Annotated in this window: 11 protein-coding genes; 9 read left to right on the top strand and 2 right to left on the bottom strand. The window is 73.0% G+C overall.

Annotation, left to right across the window (positions count from 1 at the left end; all coding sequences use genetic code 11):
* Positions 1 to 8: 8 nt before the first annotated feature.
* The 7 genes from gatB (at position 9) to AMK11_RS32250 (ending at position 8,994) form a co-directional block, all read left to right on the top strand.
* Positions 9 to 1,523, top strand: coding sequence for an Asp-tRNA(Asn)/Glu-tRNA(Gln) amidotransferase subunit GatB (gene gatB, locus AMK11_RS32280; RefSeq protein ID WP_073731657.1), 1,515 nt, complete (start codon positions 9 to 11; stop codon positions 1,521 to 1,523).
* A 226-nt stretch (positions 1,524 to 1,749) separates the two neighbouring features.
* The gene (locus AMK11_RS32275) at positions 1,750 to 3,996 is read left to right on the top strand and encodes an MMPL family transporter (protein ID WP_073731656.1); all 2,247 of its coding nucleotides are present in this window, start codon (positions 1,750 to 1,752) and stop codon (positions 3,994 to 3,996) included.
* The gene (locus tag AMK11_RS32270; RefSeq protein WP_073731655.1) at positions 3,974 to 4,558 is read left to right on the top strand and encodes a GNAT family N-acetyltransferase; all 585 of its coding nucleotides are present in this window, start codon (positions 3,974 to 3,976) and stop codon (positions 4,556 to 4,558) included. The genes AMK11_RS32275 and AMK11_RS32270 overlap by 23 nt, the downstream gene beginning before the upstream one ends.
* Positions 4,559 to 4,593: 35 nt before the next feature.
* Positions 4,594 to 5,175, top strand: a complete 582-nt coding sequence (locus AMK11_RS32265; protein WP_073731654.1) for a hypothetical protein — start codon at positions 4,594 to 4,596, stop codon at positions 5,173 to 5,175.
* Positions 5,176 to 5,369: 194 nt separating this feature from the next.
* Positions 5,370 to 5,555, top strand: coding sequence for a hypothetical protein (locus AMK11_RS32260; RefSeq protein WP_073731653.1), 186 nt, complete (start codon positions 5,370 to 5,372; stop codon positions 5,553 to 5,555).
* 104 nt (positions 5,556 to 5,659) lie between these two features.
* Entirely contained in the window at positions 5,660 to 8,749 is a 3,090-nt protein-coding gene (locus AMK11_RS32255) for a helix-turn-helix transcriptional regulator (protein WP_073731652.1), read from the top strand.
* Between the two features lie 38 nt (positions 8,750 to 8,787).
* Complete coding sequence (locus AMK11_RS32250) at positions 8,788 to 8,994, top strand: DUF6191 domain-containing protein (protein ID WP_073731651.1); 207 nt, start codon at positions 8,788 to 8,790, stop codon at positions 8,992 to 8,994.
* Here AMK11_RS32250 and AMK11_RS32245 read toward each other — a convergent pair.
* Both AMK11_RS32245 and AMK11_RS32240 read right to left on the bottom strand, forming a co-directional pair.
* Positions 8,987 to 10,156 (bottom strand): PQQ-dependent sugar dehydrogenase, encoded by a 1,170-nt coding sequence (locus AMK11_RS32245; RefSeq protein WP_079187826.1) that lies wholly within the window; start codon positions 10,154 to 10,156, stop codon positions 8,987 to 8,989. The two genes, AMK11_RS32250 and AMK11_RS32245, sit on opposite strands and share 8 nt — an antisense overlap.
* Positions 10,157 to 10,257: 101 nt before the next feature.
* Positions 10,258 to 11,256: an aldo/keto reductase gene (locus AMK11_RS32240; protein WP_073731650.1), complete on the bottom strand. Its 999-nt coding sequence runs from the start codon at positions 11,254 to 11,256 to the stop codon at positions 10,258 to 10,260.
* 75 nt (positions 11,257 to 11,331) lie between these two features.
* Between AMK11_RS32240 and AMK11_RS32235 the strand changes: the two genes are divergently transcribed.
* A complete protein-coding gene (locus AMK11_RS32235) occupies positions 11,332 to 12,273 on the top strand; it encodes a 2-hydroxyacid dehydrogenase (protein ID WP_073731649.1) in 942 nt (313 codons plus the stop codon).
* A 393-nt stretch (positions 12,274 to 12,666) separates the two neighbouring features.
* Positions 12,667 to 15,705: a putative bifunctional diguanylate cyclase/phosphodiesterase gene (locus tag AMK11_RS32225; RefSeq protein WP_073731648.1), complete on the top strand. Its 3,039-nt coding sequence runs from the start codon at positions 12,667 to 12,669 to the stop codon at positions 15,703 to 15,705.
* Positions 15,706 to 15,855 lie beyond the last annotated feature (150 nt).

Here is a 15,855-nt window from a genome sequence, read left to right as displayed (position 1 = left end):
GTTACACCGTGACCACCACGACCGACCTGGTGTCGTACGAGGACGCGCTGGCGTCGTACGACCCCGTCATGGGCCTCGAGGTCCATGTCGAACTCGGCACCAAGACCAAGATGTTCTGCGGCTGTTCGACCGCCCTCGGCGCCGACCCGAACACCCAGACCTGCCCCGTCTGCCTCGGCATGCCCGGCGCGCTCCCGGTCGTCAACGCGACCGGCGTCGAGTCGGCGATCAAGATCGGTCTCGCGCTGAACTGCGAGATCGCCGAGTGGTGCCGCTTCGCCCGGAAGAACTACTTCTATCCGGACATGCCGAAGAACTTCCAGACCTCCCAGTACGACGAGCCGATCGCCTTCGACGGCTACCTCGACGTGCAGCTGGAGGACGGGGAGACCTTCCGCGTCCAGATCGAGCGCGCCCACATGGAGGAGGACACCGGCAAGTCGACGCACGTCGGTGGCGCGACGGGCCGTATCCACGGCGCCTCGCACTCCCTCCTCGACTACAACCGTGCCGGCATCCCGCTCATCGAGATCGTCACCAAGCCGATCGAGGGAGCGGGCGAGCGGGCCCCCGAGGTCGCCCGGGCGTACGTCCGTGAGCTGCGCGAACTCATCCGTGCCCTCGGCGTGTCCGAGGCCCGCATGGAGATGGGCCAGATGCGCTGCGACGTGAACCTGTCGCTGCGCCCGCACGGCCGGGAGAAGTTCGGCACCCGCAGCGAGACCAAGAACGTCAACTCGCTGCGCTCCGTCGAGCGCGCCGCCCGCTTCGAGATCCAGCGCCACGCCGCCGTGCTGAACGACGGCGGCACGATCATCCAGGAGACCCGCCACTTCCACGAGGACACGGGGTCCACGACCTCCGGCCGCGTGAAGGAGGAGGCGGAGGACTACCGGTACTTCCCGGAGCCCGACCTGGTGCCGGTGGCCCCCTCGCGCGAGTGGGTCGAGGAGATCCGTTCCGCCCTGCCCGAGCTGCCGCTGGTGCGCCGCAACCGGCTCCGCGAGGAGTGGGGCATCTCCGGCAACGACATGCAGTCCATCCTCAACGCCGGCGCGCTGGACCCGATCGTCGCCACGATCGACGCCGGTGCCGACGCGGCCTCCGCCCGCAAGTGGTGGATGGGCGAGCTGGCCCGCAGCGCCAACGAGTCGGGCAAGGCGCTCGACGAGCTGGCGATCACGCCGGTCCAGGTCGCCCGGGTCGCCGAGCTGGTGACCAAGGGCGAGCTGAACGACAAGCTGGCCCGCCAGGTCATCCTGGGCGTCCTCGCCGGTGAGGGCACGCCGGACGAGGTCGTCGACCAGCGCGGCCTGAAGGTCGTCTCCGACGAGGGCGCGCTCACCACCGCCGTCGACGAGGCCATCGCCGGCAACCCGGCCATCGCCGACAAGATCCGCGGCGGCAAGGTGGCCGCGGCCGGCGCCCTGGTCGGCGCGGTCATGAAGGCGACCCGGGGGCAGGCGGACGCGGCCCGCGTCAAGGAGCTGATCCTGGAGAAGCTGGGCGTGTCCGAAGGCTGAGCCCTCCCAGGCACCCGCGCCGCCAGGCGCCGACGGCCCCGGGGAACGCGTCACCACGACGAGTTCCCCGGGGCCGTTGTTGTGAATAAGCCCACTAAGTCCGCAAACGATCACTTCCGCCTGCAAGAGTGACTTTGCATTGCTCATGCGTTCTTTGCGGGCCGTTCACACCAAGGACGACTGTTCCCGGCCAAAGATCCACAATCAGACACCTGGGAGCACGTTCGTGGCAGCCCTCGCACGCTGGTGTGTTCGACGTCGTCTCGTCACCGTCCTGCTCTGGCTCCTCGCCTTCGGCGGGGTCGCCGCGGCCGCCGGTGTCGCGGGGGCGGCGTACTCCAACGACTACGGCGTGCCCGGCACCGACTCCGACCGTGCCTCCCGGCTGCTCACCTCCGGCTTCCCCGGCCTCGGCGGCGACAGCGACACGATCGTCTGGCACACGACGACCGACACCGTGCGCGCCACCGGCGTCGAACAGACGATGAACCGCACCCTGGACCGCATCGCGGACCTTCCCGGCGTTGCCTCGGTGACCAACCCCTACGACGACGCCGACTCGCCGCAGATCAGCGAGAACGCCCACACGGCGTACGCCTCGGTCACCTTCGAGGACGCCTCCCAGGACATCGACCCGGCCGAGGCGCGGGCCGTGGTCGACACCGCGAAGGCGGCCGAGACTGACGGGCTCCAGGTCGAGCTGGGCGGCAGCGCCGTCGCGGTGACCGAGGCGCCGGACGGCCACCTCGCCGAGGTCGTCGGCGTGGCCGTCGCCGCCGTCGTCCTCTTCCTCGCCTTCGGCTCCCTGGCCGCCTCCCTGCTGCCCATCGCCACCGCGCTGGTCTCCGTCGGCACCGCCTACGCCGGCATCACCCTGCTCGGCCACGCCATGACCGTCGCCGACTTCGCGCCCATGCTGGGCACCCTCATCGGGCTCGGCGTCGGCATCGACTACGCGCTCTTCATCGTCACCAGACACCGGCGCGGACTGAAGCGGGGGCTCAGTGTCGCCGAGGCCGCCGAGAACGCCGTCGCGACCACCGGACGGGCGGTCGCGTTCGCGGGTGCCACCGTTTGCATCGCGCTGCTGGGCATGCTGATCCTCCGGCTCAGCTTCCTCAACGGCGTGGCCATCGCCGCCTCGCTCACCGTCGTCCTCACCGTCGCCGCCTCTGTGACGCTGCTGCCCGCACTGCTGTCATACATCGGACCGCGCGCCCTGAGCCGGCGCGAGCGGCGCCGGCTCGCGGAGCACGGGCCCGAGCCCGAGCTGCCGACCGGCTTCGCCGCCCGCTGGTCGGCGTTCGTGGAGCGCCACCCCAAGCTGCTCGGCGCCCTCGCGCTCGTCGTCATCACCGTCCTCGCCCTGCCGACCCTCGGCCTGCGCCTGGGCACCTCCGACCAGGGCAACGACCCCAAGGGCAGCACCACCCGCCAGGCCTACGACCTCCTCGCCGAGGGCTTCGGCCCCGGCGTCAACGGCCCCCTCACCCTGGTCACCGAGGTCGGCGGCGCCGAGGACCGGCTCGCCCTGGACAACCTCGACGCCGACCTCCGCACCACCGAGGGCGTCTCCTCGGTGACCCCGGTGGCCTACAACTCGGGCGGCGACACCGCGTACCTCACGGTCGTCCCCGAGTCCTCCCCGCAGTCGCCGGAGACCAGCGAGCTCGTCGAGCGGCTGCGCTCCGAGGTGCTGCCCCGCGCCGAGGCGGGCACCGCCCTCGACGTGTACGTCGGCGGGGTGACGGCCGGCTACGACGACTTCGCCGACGTCATCGTCGGCAAGCTGCCCCTCTTCGTCGGCGTGGTCGTGGGCCTCGGCTGCCTGCTGCTCCTGCTGGCCTTCCGCTCGATCGGCATCCCGGTCAAGGCCGCCGCGATGAACGTCGCCGCCGTCGCCGCGTCCTTCGGCGTCGTCGTGGCGATCTTCCAGTGGGGCTGGGGGAGCGAGCAGCTGGGCCTGGGCAGCGCCGGCCCGATCGAACCCTTCCTCCCCGTGATCATGGTGTCGGTACTGTTCGGCCTCTCCATGGACTACCAGGTCTTCCTGGTCAGCCGGATGTACGAGGAGTGGCTGGAGACCGGCGACAACCGCCGCGCGGTCCGGGTCGGCCTCGCCGAGACCAGCCGGGTGATCAACTCGGCGGCGGTCATCATGATCTCGGTGTTCCTCGCCTTCGTCCTCAGCGGCGACCGGGTCATCGCCATGTTCGGCATCGCCCTCGCCGCAGCCGTCGCCCTGGACGCCTTCGTCCTGCGCACCCTCCTGGTGCCCGCCCTGATGCACCTGCTCGGCGGCGCCAACTGGTGGCTGCCGCGCCGCCTGGACAAGCTCCTGCCCCGGATCAGCATCGAGCCGCCCGAGTGCCGCGTCGCCCATGAGAGGCTGGCCGCGGCGACGGACGCCGAGGTGGCGGACGTCCTTGCGGAGGAGGAGCGACACCGGGATGTACGCGATACCACTGGGTGACGACGGAGCCGAACTGCGTCCCCTGGAGACCTGGCACGCCGAGGAGTTCCTGGCCCACCTGGAGCGGGGCAGGGAGTTCATCACCCAGCACATTCCGTTCGGCGCCAAGGCCACCGACGTGGCCTTGGCCCGGGAGATCCTCCAGGCCTACGCCGACCGGCACGCCGCCGACAGCGGCTTCCTGCACGGACTGTGGCTGGACGGCAAACTCGTCGGCGGACTGCTCTTCCGGGTCTTCGACGCCGCCACCGGAGTCTGCGAGATCGGCTGCTGGCTGGAGCCCGCCGGAACGGGCCGGGGCCTGGTCACCCGTGGTGCCCGGGTCCTGATCGACTGGGCGTTCGACGAGCGCGGCATGCACCGTGTGGAGTGGCACGCGTCGTCCGCCAACACCCCGAGTGTCAACGCCGCCCGGCGACTCGGCATGATGCGTGAGGGCGTGCTGCGCGAAAGCTCCCTGCACCGGGGTGTCCGCCAGGACATCGAGGTGTGGGCGGTGCTCGCGCCCGAGTGGCGTGCGGCGCGTGAGGCACGCGCGCGTGCCGCTCAAAAGGATCATTAAGGGACCTCTCAGACAGCGTCCGTACGGTGCGAGACATGGGAACGAAGACAGTGGACGAGACCGGCGTGAAGACCGACGAGCACAAGACGGACGAGGCGGCGGAGGCTCCCGAGACCACCGAGGTCGAGAAGGCGGAAGGCGCGGACGCCACGCCGGACGACACCACGCCGGACGACGAGGCCGCTGACGGCGCCGACTTCGCCGCCCCCGCGACCGAGGGCGCCACCGGCGTCGGCCAGGGCGCCGGTGCCGTCGTCTCCGCCGGGCTGGGCATCGTCTCGCTGACCGGCAGCTGGGTCGGCACCGTGGCCTCCGCGCGCCAGTCGCTGATCGGCCAGCTGGAGACGTCCTCGTCGTCGAACGTCGGCAGCCTCATCGAGAAGGGCTACGGCGACGCCTGGCACGCCACCGCGCTGTGGGGCGGCGCGTTCGCCCTGGTCGCGCTGATCGTCGGCGTCGTGGTGCTGGCCCGCCCCGCGTTCGGCGCGCCCGGCCGCCCGCAGGCCCCGTGGATCAAGTCGGTCGCCTGGGCGGGCGTCGCCCTCGGCGTCATCGGCCTGCTGCTCGCGGTCCTGAAGTACACGGACATCCTGCTCGGTCTGCCGTCCACCGGCTGACCAGGCCTTCCGCAGGGGTCTTAGGGCATCCACGCGCCCCGGGCGCACGCCCTAAGACCCCTCACGCACGTCTAAGGCCCCGCCCGGTGCCGAAGATGCGGAACTTACCCGATGTGGCGGACCCCCCTGGGAGACGAAGGTTGAGGCATCGCAGAGAGCGAAGCAGCAACCGGCCTCACTCCAGGAGACACACCGTGTTCGAGTACGAGATCCAGCAGACCCGCGCCACCGAACTGATCCGCCGCGCCGACCAGGAGCGGCTGGCCCGCGAGGCCGTCCGCGCCCGTCGCGCCGCCCGCCGGGACGCCCGCCGCGCGGCCGCGCCGGAGGAGAGCCATAGCGCGCGCCCGCGCAGGCACCGGTTCGCCCGGGTGGCGTGAACGGGGGAAACGGGGAGGGCGGCCGCACGGCCGCCCTCCCCGTCGCCGTACCGCCCGCCGTCCACCTGCCGAAAACAGCTGCGCCGCTGTCGGACCCGCGTGCGATGCTCGCTTCCGTGGAGACCAGGTCCGTCAGTCCCGTGTTCGTCGGCCGCGCCGGTGAACTGGCCACCTTGCACGACGCGCTCGGCCGCGCCGCCTCCGCCGAGCCGCAGGCGCTGCTGCTCGGGGGCGAGGCAGGCGTCGGCAAGACCCGCCTCGTCGAGGAGTTCGCCGACGCCGCACGCCGGCAGGGCGCCGTCGTCGCGCTGGGCGGCTGCGTCGAGATAGGCGCCGACGGACTGCCCTTCGCGCCCTTCTCCACCGCCCTGCGCTCCCTGCGCCGCCAACTGCCCGGGGAACTGGCGGACGCCGCCGCCGGACAGGAGGAGGAACTGGCCAGGATGCTGCCCGAACTGGGCGAGGGCACCCCGGTCACCGGCGGCGGCCGGCACGACGAGGAGAGCATGGCCCGGCTCTTCGAGCTCACCGCACGCCTGCTGGAGCGCGTGGCCGCCCGGCACACCGTCGTCCTCGTCCTGGAGGACCTGCACTGGGCCGACGCCTCCACCCGCCACCTGATCGCCTACCTCGTCCGCACCTTGCGCACCGGCCGCCTCGTCGTCCTGGCCACCTACCGCTCCGACGACATCCACCGCCGCCACCCGCTGCGCCCCCTGCTCGCCGAACTCGACCGGCTGCGCACCGTCCGCCGCATCGAGCTGGGCCGCTTCACCCGCGACGAGGTGGGACGGCAGATCGCCGGCATCCTCGCGTACGAACCCGACCCGCTCCAGGTCGACGAGATCTTCGAACGCTCCGACGGCAACGCCTTCTTCGTCGAGGAACTGGCCGTCGCCGCCCACGAGGGCTGCTGCACCGGCCTCACCGACTCCCTGCGCGACCTGCTCCTGGTCCGCGTCGAGGCCCTGTCCGAGAGCGCCCAGCGGGTCGCCCGGACCGTCGCCGAGGGCGGCTCCACCGTCGAGTACCGGCTGCTCGCCGCCGTCGCCTCACTCGCCGAGGACGACCTCATCGAGGCGCTGCGCGCCGCCGTCGGCGCCAACATCCTGCTGCCCGCGCCCGACGGCGACGGCTACCGCTTCCGGCACTCCCTGGTCCGCGAGGCCGTAGCCGACGACCTGCTCCCCGGCGAGCGCTCCCGCCTCAACCGCCGCTACGCCGAGGCGCTGGACGCCGACCCCACGCTGGTGCCCGCCGCCGAGCGCGTGATGCGCCTGGCCAGCTACTGGTACCACGCCCACGACCCCGCCAGGGCCCTGCCCGCCGTGCTGGACGCCTCCGTCGAGGCCCGCCGCCGCCACGCCTACTCCGAGCAACTGAGGCTCCTGGAACGCGCGATGGAGCTGTGGGACGCCGTGCCGGACGACGTCCGCGCCACCCTGCGCCCCGTCGACTACACCGAGGTCTACCCGCCCTGCGGCTGCGACCCCGAGACCGCCCCCTTGCGCTACCTGGACCTCATGGCGGAGGCCGCCGTCGCCGGACGGCTGTGCGGGGAGCGGGAACGCGCCCTGAAGATCACCAAGCGGGCGTTGCGCCTGCTGGAGGAGGAGCAGGAGGCGGGTGCGGGGATACCCGCGAGCGGCCGGGACCCGCAGCGCGCCGCCTGGTTCTGGACGCAGCGCTCCCTGCTGGTGCAGGCGCAGGGCCGCGGCGACGGCTGGCGGGAGCTCGGCATCGCCCAGGAACTGGTCCGCGGCCTGCCGCCCTCCCAGGTGCACGCCGAGGTGCTGGCCATGGCCGCCAACTGGTCGATGCTCCACGACCCGGGCCCGGACGCGGTCGTCGCCGCCGAGCGTGCCGTCGAGTACGCGCGCATGGTCGGCGCCGACGACATCGAGCTCAACGCCCGGCTCACCCTGGGCGGCCTGATGGTCGACGCGGGCCACATCGACGCGGGGCTGACGGAGATGTACCAGGTCAGAGACCTGGTGGTGGCACAGGGACGCTCCGCCGTGGTGGCTCGCAGTCACGTCAACCTGCCCTCCGTCCTGGAGGGCGTCGGCCGCTCCGAGGACGCGCTCGGCATCCTGCGCCAGGGGGTCGAGCTCACCCGGCGGATGGGGCTGCTGGAGTCCGAGGCCTGGGTGTGGGGCAATCTCTCCGAGTCGCTGATCTCGCTCGGCCGCTGGGACGAGGCACTGGAGGCCGCGGCGAAGGCCGGAGCCCCGGGCCGCGGTCCCGCGCCGTGCGGCGGCGCCGCCCTCAAGCGCGCACTCGTGGCCCTCGCCCGCGGCGGGACGGCCGAGGCCGCCCGGTTGCTCGCCAAGGCCCGCGCCGCCTACGGCACGCACGACCCCATGCCGCAGCACCGTCTCCCGCTGGCCGCCCTCGCCCTCGGCATCGCCGCCGCCGAGGGCCGCCTCCCCGACGTCCGCGCCGAACTCGGCCGGGCCCTGGACGCGGGCCTGCCGCCCGGCACCCAGCGCTACGCCTGGCCGATGCTGCTGTTCGCCGCCCAGGCGGAGGCCGACGCCCGCGACCTGCCGGCCGCCGAGGAGGGACGGGCCGAGGCCCTGGAACGGCTCGCCGGGACCGCCAAGTCGCTCACCACCGGCGCACCGGTCTGGCTCGCCCACGAGAAGTGGGTCCGCGCCGAACTCCACCGGGCCGAGGGCCGGGACACCCCGGCGCTCTGGACGGAGGCGGTCACCGCCTTCGAGTGCCTGGAGCGGCCCTACGACCTCGCCCGGGTCCGGCACCGGCTCGCCGCCGCCCTCCTGGACACCGGCGGCGAGGACGACCGCGCCCGCGCCACGGAGCTGCTCCGCCTGGCCGGCGCCGTCGCCCGGCACCTCGGCGCCCGTCCGCTGGCCGACGCGGTCGGCCTGCTCGGCCGGCGCGCCCGCCTCACCCTGGGCCGCGCCGCCGGACCCGAGCGCGTCCCCGCCGACCCGGCCGAGGCCCTGGGCCTCACCAGCCGGGAACGCGACGTGCTGCGCCTGGTCTCCGACGGCCGCACCAACCGCCAGATAGCGGAGGAACTCTTCATCTCCCCGAAGACGGCGAGCGTCCACGTCTCCAACATCCTGGCCAAGCTCGGCGTGTCCGGCCGCGGCGAGGCGGCGGCGGTGGCCCACCGGCTGGCGCTCTTCCCGGCCGACCCGCTCATGTCCGGTTCGGCCGAGTGAGGCTTACGCTGTAAAGGACGCCGACGGACGGAGGCTTTGTGTTCAACGCATTCGAGGAGCTGTTCTCCCCCGGCCGCAAGCACACCCGCGACGAGCAGAACCGACTGGAACTGACCCGCGAGGACGTCGGCGACGGCGACCCCGGCCACGGCCCGATAGACCTCTCGTCGGGCAAGGTCGTCGTCCACGTCCCCCGCCCCGCCGAGGCGGCCGACGACCGACGGCACCCGAGCGGCCCTAGCTGACCCGCAGCTCCAGGATCCGGTCGTCGTCCTCCTTCGGGTCGCCCCGGCCGTCCGTGTTGCTGGTCACCAGCCACAGCCGGTCGCCGCCCGCCGCGACGACCGTACGCAGCCGCCCGTACTCGCCCTCCAGGAAGGCCTGCGGTTCGGCCGCCGCCTCCGTCCCCTTCAGCGGCACCCGCCACAGCCGCTCACCGCGCAGGCCCGCCATCCACACCGAGCCCTCGGCGAAGGCGATACCGCTGGGGGAGGCCTCGTCGGTGCTCCACTGGGCGAGCGGATCGTGGAAGCCGGAGCCGCCGCCCCTGCCCTCGGCCTCGGGCCAGCCGTAGTTGTCGCCCGGCTTGATCGCGTTCAGCTCGTCCCAGGTGTCCTGCCCGAACTCCGCGGCGAACAGCCGCTGCTCGTCGTCCCAGGCCAGCCCCTGCACGTTCCGGTGGCCGTACGAGTACACGACCGAGTCGGGGAACGGGTTGCCGGGGCCCGGCTCGCCGTCCGGCGTCATCCGCAGGATCTTGCCACCGAGGGACTCCTTGTCCTGGGACAGGCCCTCCTCACCGCTCTCGCCGGTGCCCGCGTAGAGCATCCTGTCGGGGCCGAAGGCGATCCGCCCGCCGTTGTGGATCACTCCCTTGGGGATGCCCCGGAAGACCGTGTCCGGCTCCCCCAGCTGCTCACCGGACGGCTTCTTCTCGTCGTACCGCATGCGCACGATCCGGTTGTCCGAGGCCGAGGTGAAGTACGCGTAGACCATGTGGTCCGAGGCGTAGTCGGGGGAGAGCGCGATGCCGAGCAGACCGCCCTCGCCGGCCGCGGCCACCCCGGGCACCTCGCCCAGCTCCGTCTTCTCGCCGGTCTTCTCGTCGACCCGCGTGATCGTGGCCTCGTCGCGGGAGGAGACCAGCAGGCCACCGCCGGGCAGCGGCGCCAGGCCCCAGGGACTGTTCAGGCCGGTGGCGACCGTACGGACCACCTCCACGGAGCCCTTCGCGGGCGGCGTCCGTTCGGCGGCCGACCCCGGGGGCGGCGACTGGGCCGCCGTACTGCTCGCGGAGGTGGAGCCGTCCGCGCCCGACGGCTCCCCGGCGTCGGAGGAGCAGCCGGCCGTCAGCAGCAGGGCGGCGGCGGCCAACACGGCCGACACGGCTCGACGTTGCACGATCATGGTCGACAGATCCCTTCGACGCGGCGGGTTCTCCTTGTCATACACCGCACGCGCCCTCCAAGTTCCCGATCGCCCGATCCCGAACCCGGCAATCGCGCGCGTCACTCCCACGAGCCCTGGGCCGCCGGCAGCCGGCGCACCTCCGCCAGGTCCTCCTCGGTCAGCCGCAGGCCGGCCGCCCCCGCGTTCTCGCCCACCCAGCGTTCCCGCTTGGTACCCGGCACCGGCACCACGTGCGGCCCCTGCGCCAGCACCCAGGCCAGCGCCACCTGCGCGGGCGTGACCGAGTCGCCGTGCCGGGCGGCGATCCGGCGCAGGCCCGCCACGATCGGCTGGTTGGCGGCCATCATCTCGGCGGTGAAGCGAGGGTGCCGGGCGCGCAGGTCCTCCGGTTCGAAGCCCTGACCGGGTGTCAGTGTGCCGGTCAGGAAGCCGTTGCCGAGCGGCATCGCGGCGAGGAAGCCGACGCCGCGCGAGACGCACCAGGGCAGCAGCGTCCGCAGCGCCTCCGGCGACCACACCGACAGCTCGGCCTCGACCGCGCTCACCGGGAACACCTGCTGCACCCGCTCCAGCTGCCGGACCGTGGCGTCGTGCAGCCGCGCCCCCGGCCGCCGGGCCGACCGCGCGCCGACCGCGCAGAGCCCGAGCGCCCGCACCTTCCCGGCCCGCACCAGCTCCGCCATCGCGCCCCAGGTCTCCTCGACGGGCACCTCGGGGTCGGCACGGTGCAGCTGGTAGAGATCGATGACGTCCGTCTGGAGCCGGCGCAGGGACGCGTCACAGGCACGTTTCACATAGCCGGGGCGGCCGTTGGCCACGATGTGCTGGTCGCCCACCAGCAGACCGACCTTGGTCGACACGAAGGCGTCCGGCCGCCGCTCCTTCAACACCCGTCCCAGCAGCAGCTCGTTGGTGAACGGGCCGTACATGTCCGCCGTGTCCAGCAGCGAGACACCCAGGTCGAGGGCCCGGTGCACCGCCCTGACCGACTCCTCGCCCCGCTGCCGCGACGCGCTGTACGCCCAGTTCATCGGCATGCACCCGAGTCCGACGGCCCCCACCGCGAGTGCCGTCGCGCCGATCGTCCTGCGCTCCACCGGTCGTGACCCTCCCTCGTCAGGCCACCCAACCTAACCTCTGCCCTTCCGCGCCCCTGACATAGCCTCCTGACCATGACTGCTGACGTGTGGCTGCCCATCCCGCCGGACGAGATCGAGGGCCTTCCCAAGGGCCCCGCCTACCGCTACTGGAACGGCGAGGAGTCCTTCCCCGCCGACCCGGCCGACTGCGCGTACTACGTCGTCCCCTACATGAAGCCCAGCGGCATCGGCACCCGCCCCCTGCCCGAGATGCGCTCCGTCCAGGTCGTCCAGACCCTCTCCGCCGGCATCGACCACGTGGAGCCCGGCCTGCGGCACCTGCCCGCGGGCGTCCGGCTGTGCAACGCGCGCGGCGTGCACGAGGCCAGCACCGCGGAACTCACCCTGACCCTGATCCTCGCCTCCCTGCGCGGCGTCCCCGACTTCGTCCGGGCGCAGGACCGCGGCGCGTGGCTGGGCGGCTTCCGGCCCGCGCTCGCCGACCGCACGGTGCTCATCGTCGGGTACGGATCGATCGGCGCCGCGATCGAGGACCGGCTCGTGCCGTTCGAGGTCGCGCCGGTCGTGCGCGTCGCGCGCTCCGCCCGCACCACGGCGCGCGGCCCGGTGCACCCGCTCACCGCACTGCCCTCCCTGCTTCCGGAGGCGGACGTCGTCGTCCTGTCCACACCGCTCACCGAGGAGACCCGCGGGCTGGCCGACGCGGAGTTCCTGGCCCGCATGAAGGACGGGGCCCTGCTCGTCAACGTCGCCCGCGGCCCCGTCGTCGACACGAAGGCGTTGCTCACCGAACTGGAGAGCGGACGCATCACCGCCGCCCTCGACGTGACCGACCCCGAACCGCTGCCGCCCGGTCACCCGCTGTGGCATGCTCCCGGCATACTCGTCAGCCCGCACGCCGGGGGCCCGACCTCCGCCTTCCTGCCGCGCGCCAAGCGGCTGCTGGTGGACCAGTTGAGCCGTTTCGTGAACCGGGAGCCGCTGCGCAACGTGATCCTGACGACGGGCGCGTAATCCGTTTCGGGTACCCTCCGCAACCCCCCGGACGCGGTGGGTACGCGCATATCCGCTGGTCGTCACAGAGCGTAGAGAACCTATGTCCCTGAGTGACGATCCTGGTGTATCGTCCGACAGGGGACGCGCCGCGCACCGGTCGGCGCCGGGGATGGATCTCAGACTGTGAGGGGGGCGACGGGCGATGCACGGCCTATGGACGAACGACCCGACGCGGCGGAGCCGCCGCCGGCGACCCTGGCGCACGACCGCGACCGCGCGCGGGCGAGGCCGGTCCGGCCGCGACGGTCAGTCCTGCCCCCACCAGCGCCGGCACGGCACCCGCAGGAAGCAGAAACCGCCCCTCCCGCGGGGCGCGCGGGCCGCGGGACCGGCGCGGACCGGGAGGCCCCGGTGAGTCCGCCGACCCCCGTACCCACGCTGGACGGCGCGCTGCGGGCGCAGCCGTCGCCCGGACCGCTGCCGTCCCGGCCGTCGGCCGCCGCCGGCCGACCGCCCCTCGTCCGCCAGCTCGTCCTGGCCCTGGTCTGCGCGGGATACGCCGTCGGTTCCGCGTTCGGCTGGGGTTCGAACCACCTCGCCAAGATCATGGGTGACTTCGGGCTGAGCGCCGCCGCGGCCGCCGCCGCGGTCTCCTGCTTCGTCTACGCCCGTGGACGCCGGGTCCGTTTCCGACCCGCCTGGCTGCTGTTCGCCCTCTCCTCGGCGATGGCGTCCCTGGGCAACGCCGTCTGGGGGTGGTACGAGGTCGTCCTGCGCCAGCCCGTGCCCAGCCCCAGCTACGCGGACCTGTTTTTCCTGTGCTTCGCGCCGCCCGCCATCGTGGGTCTGCTGGTGCTGGCCAAGCGGCCCGTGACGAAGGCGGGCTGGATCTGCCTCGGCCTGGACGCCTGGCTGATCGGCGGTTCGCTGCTGACCCTGGCGTGGAGCCTCGCGCTGGCCCAGGCGGCGAAGGCCGGGAGCGGTTCCAGCGTGGCGCACGGCGCGCTGTCGGTGGCGTACCCGCTGCTCGACATCGCCCTGGTCAGCATGGTGCTCGCGCTGCACTTCAGGCGGTCGCCCGTCTGCCGTTCCGCGGTCAACACCGCCATCGGCGCACTCGCCCTGACGGTGATGTGCGACGCCCTGTTCACCTCGCCGCTGCTGCACAACAGCTACCGCTCCGGGCAACTGCTCGACGCCGGCTGGTTCGCCGGTTCGCTGCTGCTCGCGTACGCCCCCTGGGCCGCGTCCCGGCGGGGCGGGCCGGCGGACGAGGAGCGGACCGGCGGGCACACACGCGTGGTGCGTGAGCACGTGCCCGGCCAGCGCGGCACCACCGGCCACCATGCGGCGTCCGCGGCCGCGAACGCGTCCGCGGACGTGACCGGACCCGGCCCGGGGGGCGAGCGCGGGCGCTATCCGGGCGCCCGGCCCATCGCCGGTTCCCTGGCGGCGCTCACGCCCTACCTCGCCGCCGCCGTCTGCACCCTGGGCATCCTCTACAACGTCCTCAACGGCCGCAGCGTCGACCGCGTGGTGCTGCTGACCGGCGGCACCGTGGTGCTCGCCCTCGTCGTGCGCCAGGGCATCATGCTGCTCGACAACATCACCCTCACCCAGGAACTGGCCCAGAAGGAGAACCACTTCCGCTCCCTGGTCCAGGGCTCCAGCGACGTCATCATGATCGCCGCACCCAACGGCATCCTCCGCTACGTCTCCCCGGCCGCCGCCGGAGTCTACGGACGCCCGGCCGAGGAACTGGTCGGCAGCGAACTGGCCGGTCTCATCCACCCGGAGGACCTCGGCTGCGTGGTGCACGAGGTGCGCCGGTTCCTCGCCGCCAGCCCGGTGGAGGAGCCCACCACGCGCATCGAGTGCCGGTTCCGCTCAGGGGGTGGGAGAGGCTGGCTCAACGTGGAGTCCACCGTCAACCGCCACCACGGCGGCCTGATCTTCAACAGCCGGGACGTCACCGAGAGGGTGCGCCTGCAGGCGCAGCTCCAGCACAACGCCGAACACGACCCGCTCACCGACCTGCCCAACCGGGCCCTGTTCACCCGGCGCGTCCAGCAGGCCCTGTCCGGCCGTCGCGCCTCCGACCGGGGCGCCGCTCTGCGCGGCACGGCGGTGCTCTTCATCGACCTCGACGGTTTCAAGGGCGTCAACGACACCATCGGGCACCAGGCCGGCGACGAGCTGCTCGTCCAGGCCGCCCGCAGACTCCAGGAGGCCGTCCGCAAGGGCGACACCGCCTCCCGGCTGGGCGGCGACGAGTTCGCGGCCCTCATCGTCGGGGATGGCGCCACCCGGGAGCGGGCGGCCCGCGAGCGGCAGATCCTGGAACTCGCCGACCGTCTCAGGATGACCCTCTCGCAGCCCTACCTCATCGACGGGAACGACGTCCGCGTCAACGCCTCCATCGGAGTCGCCTTCGCCGAAGCCGGCCTCGGCGCGGGCGAGTTGCTGCGCAACGCCGACCTCGCGATGTACCGCGCCAAGGCGGGCGGCAAGGGCCGCGTCGAGCTGTACAGACCGCAGATGCAGCAGGACGTCGTACGCAAGGCCGAGCTGGCCACGCGGCTGCGGGCCGCTCTCCAGGACGGGGAGTTCGCGCTGCTGCACCAGCCGGTGGTCTCCCTCACCGACGGCCGGATCGCGTCGGTCTGCGCCCAGCCGCGCTGGCGCTCCTCCCAGGGCGTGCTGTTCACCCCAGCGGAGTTCCTGCGCGTGAGCGAGGACGGCGACCGGACCGCCGAGCTGGACCGCTGGGTGCTCCAAGAGGCCGTGGAACAGGCCGCGGAACGTGCGGCGGCCGGGCTCTCGGCGGCCGTGGCCATACGCATCGGTGCCCGTAGGCTGCTGGACCGCTCCATGCCGCTAGGGACCGTGGAGGCCCTGCTGACCCGGCACGGGCTGCCCCCCGGCGCCCTTGTGATCGAGCTGTCGGACATCGACCCACGGGTCGGCCTGGACGAACTGGACCGCCGGCTGAACGCCCTGCGCAGGGTCGGCGTCCGCATCGCCCTCGACGGCTTCGGCAGCGGCTACTCGACGATCACCGCACTGCGGCGCCTGCCCGTGGACGTCCTCAAGCTCGAACGCGGGCTGGTCGAGGGCGTCGTGGAGTCGGCGCGGCTGCACAAGATCACCAGCGGCCTGCTGCGCATCGCCACCGACCTCGGGCTGAAGTCCGTGGCGGACGGGGTCGACCTGCCCGAGCAGATCGTCGCCCTGCGCGCGATGGGCTGCACGCACGGACAGGGCATGGCGTTCTCCGGTCCGCTCGACGAGTACCGGCTGCGCAGAGCGCTCGGAACCGGCCACTACCCGGTGCCGCACGGCCCGGCCGAACCCGCCTTCGCGGGCGGTGTCACGGCCGGCCTGCCCGCCGTCCTGCGTGGTGGCACGGCCCTCCGCTCACATAATGAGACGCCCGTCCCACCCACTTGACAGTGGGTGTGTGCCGGGTGGAGGGTCAGTGCCATGCGCACCCGAATTCTCGTACTTGGAAAGCGCGTCGGCTGAGCAGGTGACGTCCGGACCGTTCCGGACTCCCCGCGACCCACACCCGGCGCGCTCCCCTCGCTTGCCTTTTGGCAC

This window comes from Streptomyces sp. CB02414 (assembly GCF_001905385.1).
In the GTDB taxonomy this organism is placed as follows: domain Bacteria; phylum Actinomycetota; class Actinomycetes; order Streptomycetales; family Streptomycetaceae; genus Streptomyces.
This window is presented reverse-complemented; position numbering and strand designations above follow the sequence as displayed.

Excerpts from the sequence above, each read along its gene's own strand:
- AMK11_RS32265 (WP_073731654.1), top strand. The coding sequence starts at position 4,594 with ATGGGAACGAAGACAGTGGACGAGACCGGCGTGAAGACCGACGAGCAC.
- AMK11_RS32245 (WP_079187826.1), bottom strand. The coding sequence starts at position 10,156 with ATGATCGTGCAACGTCGAGCCGTGTCGGCCGTGTTGGCCGCCGCCGCC.
- AMK11_RS32235 (WP_073731649.1), top strand. The coding sequence starts at position 11,332 with ATGACTGCTGACGTGTGGCTGCCCATCCCGCCGGACGAGATCGAGGGC.
- AMK11_RS32255 (WP_073731652.1), top strand. The coding sequence starts at position 5,660 with ATGCTCGCTTCCGTGGAGACCAGGTCCGTCAGTCCCGTGTTCGTCGGC.
- AMK11_RS32270 (WP_073731655.1), top strand. The coding sequence starts at position 3,974 with ATGTACGCGATACCACTGGGTGACGACGGAGCCGAACTGCGTCCCCTG.